Origin of the sequence: Streptomyces sp. NPDC052042, assembly GCF_044548345.1 — a bacterium.
GTDB lineage: Bacteria > Actinomycetota > Actinomycetes > Streptomycetales > Streptomycetaceae > Streptomyces.
The window spans coordinates 213,973-230,294 of the sequence record NZ_JBIUBU010000007.1 but is presented as its reverse complement, the minus strand read 5'-3'; the positions used below and the strand labels follow the sequence as shown (position 1 = coordinate 230,294).

General features: G+C 69.9%; 13 protein-coding genes and 1 tRNA gene. 6 read left to right on the top strand and 8 right to left on the bottom strand.

Translation table 11 applies throughout. The annotated features are described in order from the left end of the window. Nucleotides 1-299 precede the first annotated feature (299 nt). Entirely contained in the window at nucleotides 300-1,292 is a 993-nt protein-coding gene (locus ACIHCL_RS15235; protein WP_399861702.1) for a Yip1 family protein, read from the top strand. Nucleotides 1,293-1,488: 196 nt separating this feature from the next. On the opposite strand, the gene ACIHCL_RS15230 is transcribed toward ACIHCL_RS15235, so the two are convergent. From ACIHCL_RS15230 to ACIHCL_RS15220, 3 genes are all read right to left on the bottom strand, one after another. After that, entirely contained in the window at nucleotides 1,489-1,989 is a 501-nt protein-coding gene (locus ACIHCL_RS15230) for a phosphoribosyltransferase (protein WP_399861699.1), read from the bottom strand. Between the two features lie 6 nt (nucleotides 1,990-1,995). Continuing rightward, nucleotides 1,996-2,571 (bottom strand): dCTP deaminase, encoded by a 576-nt coding sequence (gene dcd / locus ACIHCL_RS15225; protein ID WP_399861697.1) that lies wholly within the window; start codon nucleotides 2,569-2,571, stop codon nucleotides 1,996-1,998. Nucleotides 2,572-2,665: 94 nt separating this feature from the next. Beyond that, nucleotides 2,666-2,839, bottom strand: coding sequence for a hypothetical protein (locus ACIHCL_RS15220; RefSeq protein WP_399861695.1), 174 nt, complete (start codon nucleotides 2,837-2,839; stop codon nucleotides 2,666-2,668). A 280-nt stretch (nucleotides 2,840-3,119) separates the two neighbouring features. Here ACIHCL_RS15220 and ACIHCL_RS15215 point away from each other — a divergent pair. Beyond that, nucleotides 3,120-3,190 (top strand) — tRNA-Gly (locus ACIHCL_RS15215). Nucleotides 3,191-4,195: 1,005 nt separating this feature from the next. On the opposite strand, the gene ACIHCL_RS15210 is transcribed toward ACIHCL_RS15215, so the two are convergent. Together ACIHCL_RS15210 and ACIHCL_RS15205 are read right to left on the bottom strand one after the other, a co-directional pair. After that, on the bottom strand, nucleotides 4,196-4,633 hold the full coding sequence (locus ACIHCL_RS15210; protein ID WP_399861692.1) for an NUDIX domain-containing protein: 438 nt from the start codon (nucleotides 4,631-4,633) through the stop codon (nucleotides 4,196-4,198). 30 nt (nucleotides 4,634-4,663) lie between these two features. Beyond that, nucleotides 4,664-5,455, bottom strand: coding sequence for an SDR family NAD(P)-dependent oxidoreductase (locus ACIHCL_RS15205; protein WP_399861689.1), 792 nt, complete (start codon nucleotides 5,453-5,455; stop codon nucleotides 4,664-4,666). A gap of 38 nt (nucleotides 5,456-5,493) precedes the next feature. On the opposite strand from ACIHCL_RS15205, the gene ACIHCL_RS15200 reads away from it, so the two are divergent. Then, nucleotides 5,494-6,408 (top strand): hypothetical protein, encoded by a 915-nt coding sequence (locus ACIHCL_RS15200; RefSeq protein WP_399861686.1) that lies wholly within the window; start codon nucleotides 5,494-5,496, stop codon nucleotides 6,406-6,408. A gap of 143 nt (nucleotides 6,409-6,551) precedes the next feature. Here the strand turns inward: ACIHCL_RS15200 and ACIHCL_RS15195 are convergent, their stop codons facing one another. Beyond that, nucleotides 6,552-8,459 carry a nucleotidyltransferase domain-containing protein gene (locus ACIHCL_RS15195; RefSeq protein ID WP_399861683.1) on the bottom strand — a complete coding sequence of 636 codons (1,908 nt, stop codon included), beginning with the start codon at nucleotides 8,457-8,459 and terminating at the stop codon, nucleotides 6,552-6,554. A 95-nt stretch (nucleotides 8,460-8,554) separates the two neighbouring features. Further along, entirely contained in the window at nucleotides 8,555-8,707 is a 153-nt protein-coding gene (locus ACIHCL_RS15190; protein WP_399861681.1) for a hypothetical protein, read from the bottom strand. Between the two features lie 596 nt (nucleotides 8,708-9,303). On the opposite strand from ACIHCL_RS15190, the gene ACIHCL_RS15185 reads away from it, so the two are divergent. From ACIHCL_RS15185 to ACIHCL_RS15175, 3 genes are all read left to right on the top strand, one after another. Further along, nucleotides 9,304-10,329, top strand: coding sequence for a tetratricopeptide repeat protein (locus ACIHCL_RS15185; RefSeq protein ID WP_399861678.1), 1,026 nt, complete (start codon nucleotides 9,304-9,306; stop codon nucleotides 10,327-10,329). Between the two features lie 362 nt (nucleotides 10,330-10,691). Continuing rightward, nucleotides 10,692-11,636: an RNA polymerase sigma factor SigJ gene (sigJ, locus tag ACIHCL_RS15180; protein ID WP_399861676.1), complete on the top strand. Its 945-nt coding sequence runs from the start codon at nucleotides 10,692-10,694 to the stop codon at nucleotides 11,634-11,636. Between the two features lie 113 nt (nucleotides 11,637-11,749). After that, nucleotides 11,750-12,952 (top strand): NAD(P)/FAD-dependent oxidoreductase, encoded by a 1,203-nt coding sequence (locus tag ACIHCL_RS15175; RefSeq protein WP_399861673.1) that lies wholly within the window; start codon nucleotides 11,750-11,752, stop codon nucleotides 12,950-12,952. A 429-nt stretch (nucleotides 12,953-13,381) separates the two neighbouring features. Here the strand turns inward: ACIHCL_RS15175 and ACIHCL_RS15170 are convergent, their stop codons facing one another. After that, nucleotides 13,382-15,427 (bottom strand): PA14 domain-containing protein, encoded by a 2,046-nt coding sequence (locus ACIHCL_RS15170; protein WP_399861671.1) that lies wholly within the window; start codon nucleotides 15,425-15,427, stop codon nucleotides 13,382-13,384. Between the last annotated feature and the right edge of the window lie 895 nt (nucleotides 15,428-16,322).

Sequence of the window (16,322 nt, the reverse complement as noted above, 5' to 3'; positions counted from 1 at the left end):
CGGGGCGGGTCCGGCCGCTTCCGCGTTCCCGCACGGACGCCTTCCGGTGCGGAACGGCCATGCGCCCTTGCGCGGACACCGCCGTGCCGCTCCTCGTGCTCGTGCGCACACGCCCGGACGGCTCCCAGGGGCCGGTGCGACCCTGCCGGCCCGGTCCCGGAGCAATCCCCTCCGACGCCTGGCCGTCCCCTGGAATCCCTCCTGGGAACCCCCTAGGGGATGTCACAGCTCGGCCGCAATGGCGGCCCGGTTTCCCCGGCCCTCTCACCGCACCCGCACAGACCAGGTACGTTCGACGAGTGGCTGGATTCAGGATCGGACGCGGCCGGGACAACCGCACCCCTCAACAGGCGCAGCAGCAACCGCAGCAGCAACCGCAGCAGCAGCCGTACGGCACACAGGCATCACCGCCGTACGGGCGGCAGCCATGGCCGCCGGCGGGCGGCAACGGCGCCCCGCCCCCGTACGACCGCGGCGGCTACGCCGGCAACGGCAACGCCTACCAGGGCGACGGCTACCCCTACGGCCCCGGCCCCGGCGGCCACCACGCGGGCCACCACAACGCCGGTGGTCACGGCGAGCCGGAGTACTTCGGCGACCCGTACCAGCAGCCCCACCCGCACGCGGGCCCCCGGCAGGGCGACCCGTACGCCAACTCCCCGGGGCACACCCAGGCGTTCAGCCTCGGCGAGGACCCGTACGGCGACGGCAGCACCTACCGCGCCGGTCAGGCCCCCGCCCAGCCCGCGGGCCCACGACTGCACTGGAAGGACCTGCTCAGCGGCATCGTGCTGCGCCCCGGGCCGACGTTCTGGCAGATGCGCGACTACCCCGTCTGGGGCCCGGCGCTGATCGTCACGTTCCTGTACGGCCTGCTCGCGCTCTTCGGCTTCGACCAGGCCCGGGAAGACGCGATCAACGCGACGCTCTCCACGGCGATCCCTTATGTCGTCGTCACGGGCGTCTGCTTCGTCATCGGCGGCCTGGTCCTCGGCGCGGTCACGCATACGCTCGCCCGCCAGCTCGGCGGCGACGGCTCCTGGCAGCCGACCGTGGGCCTCTCCATGCTGATCATGTCGATCACGGACGCTCCGCGCCTGATCTTCGCGCTGTTCCTCGGCGGCGAGAACCCCCTGGTCCAGCTCCTCGGCTGGGTCACCTGGCTGGCCTCGGGGGCGCTCTTCACCATGATGGTGAGCAGGTCGCACGACCTGCCGTGGCCGAAGGCCCTGGGCGCGTCCGCGATCCAGCTGATCGCCCTGCTCTCGATCATCAAGCTCGGCACGATCTGAGCCCCACGGCCCGAACGCACGGGAACGGCCCCGGCACCGATGAAACGGTGCCGGGGCCGTCGGCGTACACGCACGCGCACGTCCCGCCGTATGCACACGCACACGTCACACGCACACGTCCCGCACGGACGCCGCGCCCACTGCCGCCGCACCTACCGCGCGGGCGGCGGGCCCACCCTGCGGGGGGGGGCGGGTCTCAGGCGTCGAGGACCTGTCCGCCACGCTGTACGACGGGCTTGTCCACACTCCACGGGAAGTTGATCCAGCGATCGGTCTTCTTCCACACGTACTCGCACTTCACGAGCGACTGCGGCTTCTCGTAGATGACCGCGCTGCGCACCTCGGCCACGTGATCGATGCAGAAATCACGGACGAGCTTCAGCGTCTTCCCGGTGTCGGCGACGTCGTCGGCGATCAGCACCTTCTTGTCCGAGAAGTCGATCGCGTTCGGAACGGGCGCCAGCATGACTGGCATTTCCAGGGTGGTCCCCACCCCGGTGTAGAACTCGACATTCACCAGATGAATGTTCTTGCAGTCCAGGGCATAGGCGAGACCGCCCGCGACGAACACCCCGCCGCGGGCGATGCTCAGCACGACATCGGGCTCGAATCCGTCGTCGGCCACGGTCTGCGCCAGCTCGCGCACGGCATGACCGAACGCCTCGTACGTCAGGTTCTCCCGCGCGTCATTGTTCATTCGGCGTCACACCTGGGTCCGATGGAAATTCACGAACGAACGCGAGGCGGTCGGCCCGCGCTGGCCCTGGTACCGGGATCCGTACCGCTCGGAGCCGTACGGGAACTCGGCGGGCGAACTCAGCCGGAACATGCACAGCTGCCCGATCTTCATGCCCGGCCACAGCTTGATCGGCAGGGTCGCGAGATTCGACAGCTCCAGCGTCACATGCCCGGAGAAGCCCGGGTCGATGAACCCGGCGGTGGAATGCGTCACCAGCCCGAGCCGCCCCAGCGAACTCTTTCCCTCCAGCCGCGACGCGAGGTCGTCGGGCAGCGAAATGACCTCGTACGTCGAAGCGAGCACGAATTCACCGGGATGCAGGATGAACGCCTCGTCCCCGTCCGGCTCGACCATGCGCGTCAGATCGGTCTGCTCGACGGCGGGGTCGATATGCGGGTAACGGTGGTTCTCGAACACCCGGAAGTAGCGGTCGAGCCGCACGTCGATACTCGATGGCTGCACCATCGACGCATCGAATGGATCAATGCGTACACGTCCGGCGTCGATCTCGGCCCGGATGTCCTTGTCTGAGAGAAGCACTCCCCGAGGATACGCAGAACGCGCGGAGCCGCCCCAACCAGGGACCACTCCGCGCGCCCGTCACCGCTTCCGCCGCGTCGTCCGCGGCCTCCCGCTACCGCTGTTCGAACGCCACGGGCACGGCATGCCGCAGCCGCGCGCAACGAGGACAGCGGATGAGCCGCCCGGGGCCGATCCGCGCGGAGCCGAGCTGCTGCATCGGGAACGAGGCGGTAGCGAAAACGTGCCCTTCGGCACAGCGGACGACGGTGTGCTCCATGGAGTCCATCAAGTCCCTTCCCCATCAAGACGTGGACGAGAACGCCACATTAGGGGATGAACGGGACGCCACTCCAGGCGGCACTCCGACGCCCTACGCTACGCCTCCAACTCCCACGCACAGCACCCGTGTCCGCCCCCGGCCCGCCCCCCTCCACACACCGAAACCGGTCTCTCCGCACAGCGGAAAAGACCCGCGGCGCCGCCGGGGGTCTGGCATGGGGTAGAGTGTGCAGCGCTGCATGGAGGATCGGTCGACCTCAAACGATCGCCGATGATCACTGTGCTTTGCGGGTGTAGTTTAATGGTAGAACATGAGCTTCCCAAGCTCAGAGCGCGAGTTCGATTCTCGTCACCCGCTCTTCTAAGAGGGCCCAGGTCAGTGACAGGGGCCTTTCTTGTTGCCTAGCCCCCTTGCGGGGTGTCGTGCCCTCCGTGTGTCATAAGGGCCCTTCCGACCTGCGTCAATGGCATGCATGGCTCCCCTGAGGGTGAGAGCCCCACCGTTCAGTCCCATATCCCGAGCTCCACTCCAAGTGGCCTGCATCACATGCACGGTACGGGCAATCTGCACCCCTGTGCGATCAACGCCGCGCAGCCCGTGGGGCGGATGGTCCGGGCGGGCGTGGCACCAGCGGGTGATCGGTCGCGCCACCAGTCCGCGAGGCTGCGGACGACTGCTGGCGGCGCACATCGAGATCGATGTCGGCGGCGAGCCTGCGCTGGTGCTCCTTGGTGCTGGTAGATCAGTTGCGCGCGTTCGGACGACTGGCCGGCTCGGCCCATGAGGTCCTTGAGCTTGGCCCCGGTGTCAGCCGCGAGCGTGTTGCTCGTGTGCCGCAGGTCGTAGAAGCGAAAGCCTCGGGCAGCCCGGCCTTGTCCCGGGTCCTGCGCCTTGCGGCCGAAGGTGGTGCCGCGCAGCACCGTTCCCCTCTCACCGACGAACACCAGCCTGTCCGGCTCCCGCTGAGCGAACCACTTCAGATGCAGACTCACATTCTCATGCAGAAAGGACGGCAACACGATCTCCCGCCTGCCCGCCCGGGACTGGGGAGCGCCGACCACGCGGTGCCCCGGCTGCCAGGGAAGCGGACCTCTCGGTTCCCCCCACCGGCACATGAACTGGCCTGGACAGGCGCGAGGGTGCGGGACATGCTGGGCGTCCAGGAACAGGGGCCGGTGCTCCGCCTGGTCCAGTAGCGGTCGCCACTCGGCCTCGGGAGTCGCAGGCGAGGTTCTGCCGCCCGGCACTCCGCAGCGGCCCTCCAATCATTAAGACGCTGCTGTGCCGGCAGCGCATGGGCATGCCACCAGGGCCGACACATCTCAGTGCCGGCCCTGGTGGCGTGTCGATGCGCTCGAAGGCTCAGAGTGTTGCCTCGCCTCCGAGACTTCCGGTACCGATGGCGCCCCGCAGGACGTGGGCGATCTCCTCGGGCTTGAGGTCGATGCCGTCGAGCCCCTCCACGGTCAGCGGGATCTCCTTCAGCGCGTATTCGCCGCGGCCCTCGGCGCTGAACTCGGGACCGGTGCGGTCGTCGAAGGACCAGGTCGCGATGCGGGCGAGGTAGAAGAGCTGACGCTCGTCTTCAGACTCCATCGTGTGGAGGAGGCGGATGATGTCGGCCTTCCCCGCGATCTCCTCGTAGATCTCCCGGTGAAGGGCGGCCTCCCGGGACTCGTCGCTGGCCTCGACGCCGCCGCCGGGCAGGACCCAGTACTCGGGGATGTCGGGCCTGGTGCGGCGAATGACCAGCATCGTGTCGTCAGCGGTGACGAGGACGGCGCGGACTCGTTCGATCATGTCGGTCTGTCTCCTTGCTTGTTGGCGGTCTCAGTGCAGCAGCCAGCCACCGTCGACGTGGACGGATTGCCCAGTGATGAACGACGCGGAAGGCCCCACGAGGAACGCCACCAGAGCCGCGACGTCTTCGGGCCGCCCACGGCGAGGGACGCACTGGCGTTTGATCTGGTCCTCCGGGCACACACGGTGCTGGGCGGGGATGGCGTTCTCGGCCTCGACCTGGATGGCGCCGGGCAGAACCGTGTTCACACAGACCCCGTACGGGCCCAGTTCGCGGGCAAGGGAGCGTGTCAGGCCCAGCAGCCCAGCCTTCGCGGTGCTGTATGCGACGAGGTTCGTCCGGCCGGCACGGGCGTTGACACTGCCGATGTTCACGATCCGACCCCACCGGCGTTCGACCATCCCTGGGGTCACCGCGTGGCAGGTGCGGTAGTGGGCGGTGAGGTTCACGTCGAGGGAGTAGTTCCACGCGGCCTCGTCGGTGTTCCGCCAGGGGACGCGGGGGGAGGATCCTGCGTTGTTCACCAGGATGTCGATGGTGCCGACCTCGGCGCGAACGAGGTCGACCATGGTCTGGACGGCGCCGGGGTCGGTCAGGTCGGCATTCGCCGCGATGCCGGGGCTGCCGTCGCGTTCGAGGGCTGCGAGGAGGGTGTGGGCGTCGGAGTCCTGGCCGAGGTGGTTGACCGCGACGGTCGCGCCGGCGGCGGCGAGTGCCCGTCCGATCTCGGCACCGATGCCGGTGGCCCCGCCGGTGACGAGGGCGTTGCGGCCCTGGAGCGGGCGGGCCAGGAGAGGGGTCTCAAGCAGAGGGAGGGACATCGCTGGTCCGTTCGCCGGAGTGGGGGTGAGGGGCCGGTGTGGTGGTGAAGAAGGTGTCGATCGTCGTGAGCGGGTCCTGGCTCTCGGCGAGCTTGATCAGCACGAGCAGGAGGTCGTGTCCGGTCAGCCGGAAGGCCGGGATGACCCCGAGGATGCGCAGGGCGAGGAAAGCGTGGATCTCCTCCAGGCCGCTGCCGTTCTTCCCACGAAGACCGTCCAGGGCCCGTGTGATGGCCGCACCGCGACCGGGGCCGGTGTTCCAGGAGTACTGGACGTCGATGTGCCGACTGTTCTGGTGCAGTTCCAGGTGCTCGATGCACGGACGGGACAGTGGCGGCAGGGCGAGGCGGAGGGTGCGGGGCGTACACGTCGGGCTGGTAGCAGGGGACGAGCCAGCCGCCCAGGGCCATCAGGTACCAGAGCAGGTTGGCGGCCTCGCCCACCGCGGTGTTGCGGCCGGCGAATTCGAAGTCGAGCCAGCACAGAGGGTCGGCGATGTTGGGTTCCGTGGGGTCGCCTTGCGTCAGACCGGCGAGCCGGCGGCTGTCGGGAGCCAGGGCGTGGCGGAGGCTGTCGATGATGTCGGCGACGTTCAGCATCAGTCGCCGGCCGTTGGCGGTGAGCGTGAAGTCCGCCAGCTCCCGGAGAGTGACGACCGTATCGGTGTGGGGCAGGGCGAGCGGCAGGTCACGGCGCAGGTACCAGCGGTCCAGCCGACCACCGGGACGGATGCGGTCGAGGTAGAGGTCCGGGACACACTCGGCCAGCGGCACGCGCTTCCCCGTCTCCTCGGCCGCTGCCCGCAGGTCGGTGCAGACGCCGTCCACGAGGCAGTCCAAGCGGGGCTGCACGGCCGGATCGCGGTCGGCGAGGGCGATCACGTCGCCCATGAGCAGCTCGCACCGGCCGGTGGCGAAGACGTCCTCGTAGACGAGGATTTGCCTGTCCGGTAACGCGATCTGCCCGTGAAGGGCCGGAACCGCGATGCGGGAGGCAAGCCGCGCCCATCCTTTCGCCTCGGCTTCGGCCTGCTCGTGGGTCGTCACCGGCTTGTGGAAGGCACCCGTCGGCGTCGGGGCTCGCCGGGCGCTCGCGCTCACCGCGTCTCCCCGGGGAGGGTATCCAGCCAAGCCTGGAGAACGAGGCGTGCGAGCGCCTGAGCGGCGGGCCGCTCGGTGCGGGCGGTGGTGACCACGCTCGTGTCCTGCCGTCCGGCGTCGAGGAGGACGGTGAGGGCGTCGCTGTCGGAGGGGCGCTCGATCCCGCTGAAGCGGAGCTGGATCTTCGCGAGCAGCGCGGTGACCTTGTAGAGGTCGCGGAGGTCGGGTGCTCCCTTGAGGAGTTGGCGACGGATCTCGATGGCGGCCTGGATGCCGTCGCGCAGGCTCACGGCGACGTCGGTGGCTGCGTCCGGAGCGGGCAGGGCCAGACCGGGGGTGGACCACAGCGGGATCAACTTCCCGCTGCCGATGAGCGCGAGGACGTGGAGGAGGCGGGAGGTCACGACGCCGGCCCGGCACTCGGCTCGGGTCAGTACGGTCATGCCCAGTTTGACCCCGCCGAGTTCCGCCTCCAGTTCCGCAAGGATCTGGCGCATCTCGTCGAGAGAGGAGATGTCGGCCACGACCAGGACGTCGAGGTCGCTCCAGCCGTGCTGGTACTTGCCCCGGGCACCGCTGCCGGTGACCGCCAGCAGGTCGATCAGCGGGCGCAGGCCGGTGGTGCGGTCGAGGAACTCGGCCAGGTAGGACTCCAGGTGCACGGGAAGTCCAAGTGCGTTGACCGGCATGGTGCGGGGCTGGTGCTCCGGCCAGCGGCGGTCGAGCGCGATGCGGTCCAGTCGGCGCTCCAGTTCCAGGCGCGGTCCGTCGTTGTCGATGACCTCGTGCGCGATGGAAACGATCTTGTCCGCACCTCGTGCGCTCTTGACGAGGTCGCGGTCGGCGACGTCCTGGGCCTCGGCGGTGCCCCGGCGTGCGCGGGTGGTATCGGAGGCGTCCAGGTAGGCGATGGTGAGCTGGGGTCCGAGCATCCGGGCGAGTTCGGCGGTCGAGTCGGAGTCGTGCAGCGACTCGATGCTGACGGAGTCGAGGAAGTGGTGCGCCTGGCAGAACCGGTCCAGCGCGTCCACGATCAGTTCTGCCTGCACGATCGGACCCACTCGGTACGGATCGGGAATCGCCGCTCGCCCGGCCGCGTCCTCGATGAGATACCCGATCTTGAGGCGGGCGTAGCCGTGGTGCGTACGCAGGTACTCGCCGGCCGTGCTCTTGCCGCTCTCCGACATGCCGCCCAGCGCGGTGACGTGCACTCCCGACAGGGCCTGGCGGGGCACGTCCGGGTGCAGGGGCGCCAGGAGCCGGCGCACCTCGTCCTGGATGGTGACGGTAGGCCGGTCGCCGATGCGGATCGACATCGGGAAGCGACCGTCGTCGACGAGCCGGTTGATCTGCTCGTGGAGGTGGCGCTGGTACGCCGCGTAGATGTCAGTGACGGTCACCTCGTGGGCCAGGCTCCGGCGGGCGCCTTCCTCGGGGTCGTCGCAGTGCAGGAGAACGAGGGCGTGCTCACCTGTCTCGGCGGCCCGCAGGTCGGTCTCGTACGGGGCCAGCAGGATTCGTGCCCGGTCCGCAGCCTGCGCGGCGCCCAGGTCCTCCCGTACGGCGACCGTCGCGGCGACGGTCGCCTCCAGCATGGGGATGCCCCGGTCCAGCAGGCGCACCGGCGCGGAGAAGGGGTGTCGGGAGCGTTCCAAGTAGGAAGTGGCGAGCACGTCGGCGATCTCCTCGACCGGGCTGCTCTCGAACCACCAGCGGGCCATGCCATCGGCCTTGATGGCGGCCCAGCGGGGGTCGTAGTGGTCGAGCGGGCCCGCTGAGGTCGCGGCCCGTCCCATGCGCCGGGCGAGGATCCCGATCTGCTTGGTCTTCCCGGTGTTGTCGGGGCCGCTGAACGCGACCGACACGGGGAGGGGGTACATGTCGCTGCTGTACTGGCTGGACATCGGCTTCCCTTGAGTGGTGATGCGGAGCGTGGATGCCGGCGAGGCGCCGTGAAGGACCTGCGGCGAGGGGGTGGGCCGGGCCGAGGCCGGAGTGCCTATCCGGCGCCGTCGGCCAACGAAATGTCGTCGGCGCTGAGCGGCAGATTCACCAACGGCGTCTGTGCGGCCGAGGGCTCGGCGTGGACCAGGAGCCCGACCAGGGCGAATCCGGCAGCCGTGCCTAGCGCCCAGGCCCAGCCCAGGGCCATCTCCAGCGGGTCGGTTAACGGAGAACGGCTCGGCCGGCTCCTCGGACCGCGGAGTCCTGTGCCGCAACAGGCCCTCTCGCGAAGGCGGGATCGTGCGGGTCGGTGCGCTGTCAGCGGTCATCGCCACTGTCGGGTCCTCTCACGTGTCCGGGCAGGCGCCGACAGGCCCTGAACAGTGCCTGTTCGAGCCATTCGGAGATCTGCGGGGTGATGTTCAGTGAACGGCGGTCCGCCCTCCCAAGACAGGGGCCACGATGTAGTCCTGCGTAATCCCGCGTAATCCAGGTGGGGAGGGTGACGAGGTGCCGAGGAACCCGGCCGTCGCAGGTCTGATCAAGCAGGCATGCCAGGAACGGGGCTGGGGGCCTTCGGGGTTGGCGCGTGCTCTTGGCCTGGCAGAAAGCGGTGACCCGCGCCGTCTGCAGCGCCAGCACGCACGGCGGTGGATCGAAGGCGAGCGCACTCCCGACCACTGGTGGCCTTACATCGCGCAGGTGCTGGGGCTGGACCCCGAGGCGATCAACCTTCCGGAGCCCATGCCTGCGGCACTCCACGCAGATACCGTTGCATCAGTCCTGCGCCTGGGAAGGAGCGACGTGGAACGTCGGGAGTTCATCCTCGCCTCCAGCGGATACGCACTGTCCGCACTCGGCCTGCCCGACATGGACAGCATCACCCGTCGGACCAAGACCGCCCTGCCCGGAGCCGTCCGCGTCGGCCAGGGCGAGGTGGCCGCCGTACGCCACATGGTGAAGGCCCTCGGCGACTCGGCCTCCGAACTCGGCGGCGGGCACGCGCGCCACCTGGCCGTCCGCTACCTCACCCAGGACGTCGCTCCCTGGCTGGAGGGCCGCTTCACCGAGGCCACCGGCCGGGACCTGTTCGCCGCTACCTCTCAGCTCGTCCACCTCGCCGGCTGGATGGCCCAGGACGAAGGCGACACCCTCGAACTACGTGGGCTCGCCCAGCGCTACTACGCCCATTCCTTCCGCCTGGCCGCCGAAGCCGGTGATCCGGAGCTGTCAGCGACGGCTCTCCGCGGCCTCGCCGTGCAGTGCGTCGACCTCGGCTACCGGGCCGAGGCCGTCCAGCTCGGCGAAGCCTGCGTGGACCACGGTCGCCACCTCGACAACGCGCGTGCCGTCGCCTACTACGAGGCCACCCTCGCCAACGCGGCGGCCCAGGATGACGACCGCCGCATGGCCACCAAGCACCTCGCCCTGTCCGAGGCGGCCATCAGCAAGCCGGCAGCCGCAGGCGGCGACTCCTGGGCCGCGCACTACTCACCCGGCCGCTGGGCCCACGAGTCCGGCATGATTCTCTCCCGCCTCGGCGACCTCGACGCCGCCGAGGAACACCTCCACCTGGCCCTCGACACCCACGGTCTCGACCGCCGCCGCACCCGTGCCATCGTCCTCGCCGACCTCGGCGGCGTGCGCCTGCGCCAAGGCGATGTCGACGGGGCCATGGCCACCTGGCGCGACTTCCTGGACTGCGCCGACGGCATCCGCTCGGTGAAGGTCCAGGCCGCCCTCCAGGACATGCGTGTCCGGCTGCGTCGGTACAGCGGAGTCGCGGAGGCCCAGGAGCTCCGCGAGCGGGCCACCCGATTCGCCGCCTGATCGTCTTCGTCGCAATCCGAACGACGGTGTACGTGCCCGGGTTCAGCGGTCGACAGCAGGCACTGCAAGACGTGCGGGAGTCCTGCCGAGGGCTCCCGTTTCAGCAGGTCAGATGCCCTTCTCTTACCCAGGTACCGGGTGATTCCCAAGCTCAGAGCGCGAGTTCGATTCTCGTCACCCGCTCTTGAGAGAAGGCCCAGGTCGGCGACCCGGGCCTTCAGCGTTTTCCGGGCCTCTCATGGCGTCTTCGCCGCGAACCCCACGTCCCTCGCCGCGAACCGCTCGCCACTCGCCCCTCGCCGCTCGCCGGGGTGTGTTGTCTCACCCGCCGTTCCAGCCCAGGGGCGTCTAGGATCGCGGGCATGGCACTGACCGTGAGTGATGTGGACCGGTTCGAGGCTGCCAGGCCCCGCCTGGAGGCCATTGCCTACCGGCTGCTCGGCTCGGCGAGTGAGGCGGAGGATGCCGTGCAGGAGACGTTCCTGCGCTGGCAGGCGGCCGACATCGGGCGCATCGAGGTGCCTGAGGCATGGCTGACGAAGGTCCTCACCAACTGGTGTCTCAACCTGCTCACTTCGGCACGTGCCCGGCGCGAGACATACGTGGGGAGGTGGCTCCCCGAGCCGCTGCTCGCCGGGGACCCGATGCTCGGCCCGGCCGACACCGCCGAGCAGCGCGAGTCGGTGTCGTACGCCGTTCTTGTCCTGCTGGAACGCCTGTCACCCAACGAGCGGGCGGTATACGTGCTGCGGGAGGCCTTCGACTACCCGCACCGGGAGATCGCCAAGATCCTGGACATCACCGAGGCCGCCGGCCAGCAGATCTACCACCGGGCCAAGAAGCACGTCGCCGACGGCAAGGCCCGCACCGAGATCGACGAGGCCGCCGCCCTGCGCATCGTCGAGGAATTCCTGGCCGCGGCGACCAGCGGCCGTACCGAACCCCTCGTCCGTCTGCTCACCCAGGACGCCGTCTCGGTCGGCGACGGCGGCGGCAAGGTCCCGGCCCGCGCGAAGGGGTTCGAGGGCGCGCTCGCCGTCGCCACGTTCCTGCGCGGCCTGTTCAAGCCCAGCAAGGCCAAGCGGGCCCTTGTCGGCGGTGCACCCGAGATCTACGCCGCGACCGCCAACGGCGAGCCCGCCATCGTCGCGGCCGTCGACGGCCGGGTCGTCGGTATCACCTGCCTGGAGATCGGCCCGGAGGGCATCGTGGCGGTCCGCAGCCAGGTCAACCCCGACAAGCTCGTCCGCGCGACCGAGCGGTGGGCCGCCACGGGCCATGGGGAGACCCCGCTCCACACCCTTTGACGGGGTGTGACGCACGCCATATCCCGATCCTGTCAGGGAACGTGGGGCTGTCCGGTTCAAGGGGCGACACCACGCCGGACAACGGCGGACCCCGCCCAGACAGGAGCACGGACATGCAGCACCGCATCGTCGTCCTCGGAGCCGGCTACACCGGTGCCGCCGCCGCCGGCCGTCTCGCCAAGCGGCTGCGCCGCGAGGACGTCGCCATCACCCTCGTCAACCCCGAGCCCGACTTCGTCGAGCGCGTCCGGCTGCACCAGCTCGCGGCCGGCCAGGACCTCAAGCCGCGGCCGTTCAGCGAGATGCTCGCGGGCACGGGCGTGGAACTGAAGCTTGCGAAGGTCACCGCCGTGAACGTGGACCGCAGGACGGTGACGGTCGCCCCCGCGCACGGCCTCGGGCCGGAGGAACTGGAGTACGACACCCTGGTCTACGCCCTCGGCAGCGACTGGAACGACGGCGGCGTCCCCGGCACCGCCGAGCACGCCCACGAGATCTCCAGCCGCCCCGGCGCCCTCCGCCTCCGCGACCGCCTGGCCGCCCTGGACGCCGGCCGGCCCGTGGTCGTGGTCGGCGGCGGCCTGACCGGTCTGGAGGCAGCGACCGAGATCGCCGAGGCCCGCCCGGAGCTCGACGTCGCCCTGGCCACCCACGGCGCCCTCGGCGACTGGCTCTCGGAGAAGGGCCGCTGCCACCTGTGGAAGGTGGTGGACAAGCTCGGCATCACGGTCCACGAACACACCGCGGTCGACGGTGTGGAGGCGGACCGCGTCACGACCGCCGACGGCCGGCCCATCCCCGCCGCGGTCACCGTCTGGACCACCGGATTCGCCGTCCACCCGATCGCCCGGGCCACCACTCTGGAGCTCACCGACCGCGGCCAGATCGTGGTCGACACCACGATGCGCTCGGTCTCCCACCCGGACGTGTACGCCGTGGGCGACGCGGCGATGGCGATCGGTCCCCACGACAAGCCCCTCCGCATGTCCTGCGCCTCGGGCGTTCCCATGGCCTGGCAGGCCGCCGACGCCATCGCCGCCCGCCTCGCCGAAATCAAGATCCCCCACGTCTCCATCCGCTACTTCCAGCAGTGCATCTCGCTCGGCCGCAACGAGGGCCTGATCCAGTTCGTCACCGCCGACGACCGGGCGGTCGACCGCGCCATGACGGGCCGCATGGCCGCCCGCTACAAGGAACTGATCTGCAAGGGCGCGGCCTGGGGCGTCGGCAAGCCGACCTTGGGCATGCCGACCCGGCGCCGCCGTGTCGCACGGCGGAAGACCCAGGGCCCCGCACGTGCGGAGGCGGCGGCCTGACCTCACCACGGCCCAACTGCCGGTAACAGCAGATGTGATGCACTACGTCACAGGTCCGCCTGTCCGGTTTCCCCGCCGCCTCTCCGTCGAGGAACGCGTGCCACAACGTGCCGGTAGAGGCGGTGGGCACCGGACAACAAGGGAGCCGGCGAGACGCCGGGAAAGCACCTCTGGACTGGTGTTGCCGCAGGCCATATGCCCTTGCACGGGGGAAGGACCGGGTGATTCCCGAGCTCGGAGCGCGTGTTCGGTTCTCGTCGGCTGTCCACGACGAAAGCCGGGGTTCGGGGCCAGGTCCGGCCCTGAACCCCGCGGTCCCGAACTCGGTCCCGAACCCGGGCCCGGGGTCCAGGACCACCGCGGCCGGACTCCGCTCCGCCGCCTCGTGCCGCGCCTGCGGACTCAGCGGAGAGAGCCCGGAGGCGGGGCTCAGTACGTGGCGACCGCCCTCTCGGTCGCGCCGGACTCGGTGCCGTCGGCGTAGCGGACGGAGAGGCGGTAGAAGACCGTGGTGGCGGCGGGCTGGGTGAGGTCCCAGAAGCTGGAGGTGTTGCTGGGCTCGGTGCCGATCACGTCGAACTCCTTCGTCCCCGGGTTCCAGCGGCGGATGACGATGTGGGTGGCCGGGTTGCTGTTCCCGTCCGGGTCGACGAACCCCCAGGAGATGTAGCCGCTGGTGCCGTAGCCCACGAAGTTGAACGGGCCGCCGGCAGCGGGTGGGGCGGTGGGGCGGAGGTCCAGTGCGGTGACGCCGACGACGGTGGCGCCGGTGTCCGGGGTGAGCTGGTTGCCGTACTGGTCGACGGCGACGACGGCGTAGCGGGCCTGCCGCCCATCGGCCGGTGCCATCTCGTGGAACGTCGTCGCCCTGATCTCCTTCGGCCGCGGGGACGGCGATTCCTCGATCGGGGCGTACGTCCATCGCCCGTCGGCGAGGGTGCCGCGCAGAATGCGGTAGTGGTCGAAGCCGGGCTCGTCGCTCGCGTCCCAGGAAAGGGTGATGCCGTTCTTCTTCGGAACGGCCGTCACGCCGGTGAGCGCGGCGGGTGCGGTCGTGTTGCCGGTGACCGTGACGGTGACATTGTCGGAGGAGGTGCCTCCGTTCCCCGCGTGGTCCAGGGCGAGGACCCAGTAGTGGTACGTGCGGCCGGGGGGCGGGGCGGCGTCGGTGAAGGTGGTGCCCTTCACTCCCCTGCCGACTTCGGTGGGCGCGGTGCCGGTGGCCGTACTGATCCTCCGGAAGACCGAGTAGCCCGCGAAGTCCTTGCTGGTCCCCTCGGAGGGGTCCCAGGTCAGCGTGACCCCCGCCTCGCCCTCCTCGGCCCGCAGGTTGAACGCGGTCTCCACCGGGGGCGTCTTGTCGCGGGTGTAGTACATCGCGGGGGTCGAGGCGGCCGATTCGAGGCCGTGGGTGTCGACGGCGGTGACGACGAAGTAGTAGAGGTCGCCGGTCTGCGGCACGTCCACGGTCGAGTAGCTGTAGGGCGAGGGCTCTACGCCGCTGATCAGGTTCTCGGGGGTGAGGGCGACCGGGTGGGAGGTCGAGCGGTACACCCGGTAGCCGGCGAGGTCCGGTTCCTCGTTGTCGTCCCAGTAGAGGGTGACCTGGGCCGGGTAGTTCATGGACCAGTTCTTGTCGACGCCCGTCGGGGCGACCGGGGCGGTCCGGTCGACGGTGGTGACGCCGACGTCCGCGGTGCCCGCCGAGGTGTTGCCGGCCTTGTCGTAGGCGCGGACCTCGTAGTAGTAGACGTAGCCGTCCCTCGGGATGGTCGTGTCGGTCCACGAGGTGGACGTCGTCGTCGCGATCGGCTTCGCGGGGAAGGAGGTGCCCTTCAGCCGCCGGTACACGCGGTATCCGGCGAGGTCCATCTCCTTGTTCTTGGCCCAGCCGACCTTCGCGGACATGCTCGTGGTGCTGTACTTGACGGTGACGCCGGTCGGGACGCGCGGCTTGACCTTGTCGACGCTCGCCGAAGTGCGCGGAGCATAGCGGAACTTGACGTTCGCGGCGCCGGTCCAGTTGACGTAGTCGACGCGGAGGCTGTGCTTGCCCGACGGGATGGTCACGTTGACGGTCTTGGTGACCGTGGCGGAGCCGTCCTTCCACACGTTGACCTTGCGGACGCCATCGAGATAGACGCGGATGCCGTCACGCGCGGAGACGGTGAACGAGAAGGGCCCGCCGGAGCCGAAGTCGCGGCTCATGGTCCAGCGCACGCCGAATCTGTCGCGCGGCATGCCCTTGTAACCGGGTGCGCGAGTGCCCCAGTTCTCGTCGATCGTGGAGTCGCAGTCCGTGCGCTTGGGAGTGCCGGAGAAGGTGGTGTTCGCATAGAACGTCCGCTTGAAGACGGGCGATGCGCAGGTCACAGCGGCGGCGGAGGCCGAGGGGGCCACGCCGAGCAGGCCGCCTGTGGTGGCGAGCACGACGGCGCAGGCCGCGGCGACCGTCGTTCCTCTGGGTCGGTTCATGCGTTCCTTCGGTGTGAACGGGCGGCTGAGAAATCCAGCCAACGACCATGACTCATGAAGGGCTTGCCTGGTTGTAGGGCTTGCTGTAATTGCTCCCGCATCCCAGCAGGTGACCTTCCCCGAGGGGATCCGGCCTCGCGGAGTCGTCCGCCCGAGCCCGCCGCCCCTTCCGGGACGCGGCACTCGGGAGGGGGGCTCGGAACGGGGTCTCGGAACGGGCGGGCGGGTGGCTGGAGCCCACATCGGGTCGAGGCTCTCGCGCCGCCGCGCCTCCTTTGCACCCTCCACGACGGCGTGGCGATCGAGGGCGAGGGGCACGAGGAGTACCCGGTCCGGCTCGGCGGCCCCGGCAGGCTCGCCGTGACACCGAGGCGGTACGGGCCATGCACGAGTTCCGGACAGATCGTGGCGGGCCGTGATCCGCCGCGCCCGCCACCGTACGGCCGCAGGCACTGCATCCGCCATGGAGGCCACGCCCGCAATGCCTGTCACACCCGGCACACCCGTCACATCCAGCACACCCGCCGGGGCGGAGCGGAGGCGGTGGGCGCGTCGCCGGAGGTCTCGCCACCCCGGATTTCCGTCATGTTCAGGCCATATACCCGCCGTCGCCGCCGGGCCGTCACCGGTGGCGGCGGGAACTGGGCTGCTGGGGGCGCCGCCTCCGGCGCCGAATGCGAACATTCCACGCCAAGCACGCAACTGGCGTGTCGGTCTTGACATTTACCCGAGCGCCCGGTGCTAAGATCATCTTACTTCCAGTGGGCTGACGGCATGTGGGGGCATTCCGGGAGGAATGAATTCCTCGGCCCCGCTTCCGGAGGGACCTTCCCCGCGTGACCCGACCGTGGCCCGACCAGCCCGGACCACGGGGCTCACGAGGGAGCGTCAAGCC

What these genes read in the sequence shown, in the direction of transcription:
- ACIHCL_RS15230 (WP_399861699.1), bottom strand. Translation starts at nt 1,989, where the DNA reads ATGAACAATGACGCGCGGGAGAACCTGACGTACGAGGCGTTCGGTCAT.
- ACIHCL_RS15220 (WP_399861695.1), bottom strand. Translation starts at nt 2,839, where the DNA reads ATGGACTCCATGGAGCACACCGTCGTCCGCTGTGCCGAAGGGCACGTT.
- ACIHCL_RS15210 (WP_399861692.1), bottom strand. Translation starts at nt 4,633, where the DNA reads ATGATCGAACGAGTCCGCGCCGTCCTCGTCACCGCTGACGACACGATG.
- ACIHCL_RS15205 (WP_399861689.1), bottom strand. Translation starts at nt 5,455, where the DNA reads ATGTCCCTCCCTCTGCTTGAGACCCCTCTCCTGGCCCGCCCGCTCCAG.
- ACIHCL_RS15195 (WP_399861683.1), bottom strand. Translation starts at nt 8,459, where the DNA reads ATGTCCAGCCAGTACAGCAGCGACATGTACCCCCTCCCCGTGTCGGTC.
- ACIHCL_RS15190 (WP_399861681.1), bottom strand. Translation starts at nt 8,707, where the DNA reads ATGGCCCTGGGCTGGGCCTGGGCGCTAGGCACGGCTGCCGGATTCGCC.
- sigJ (WP_399861676.1), top strand. Translation starts at nt 10,692, where the DNA reads ATGGCACTGACCGTGAGTGATGTGGACCGGTTCGAGGCTGCCAGGCCC.
- ACIHCL_RS15175 (WP_399861673.1), top strand. Translation starts at nt 11,750, where the DNA reads ATGCAGCACCGCATCGTCGTCCTCGGAGCCGGCTACACCGGTGCCGCC.
- ACIHCL_RS15170 (WP_399861671.1), bottom strand. Translation starts at nt 15,427, where the DNA reads ATGAACCGACCCAGAGGAACGACGGTCGCCGCGGCCTGCGCCGTCGTG.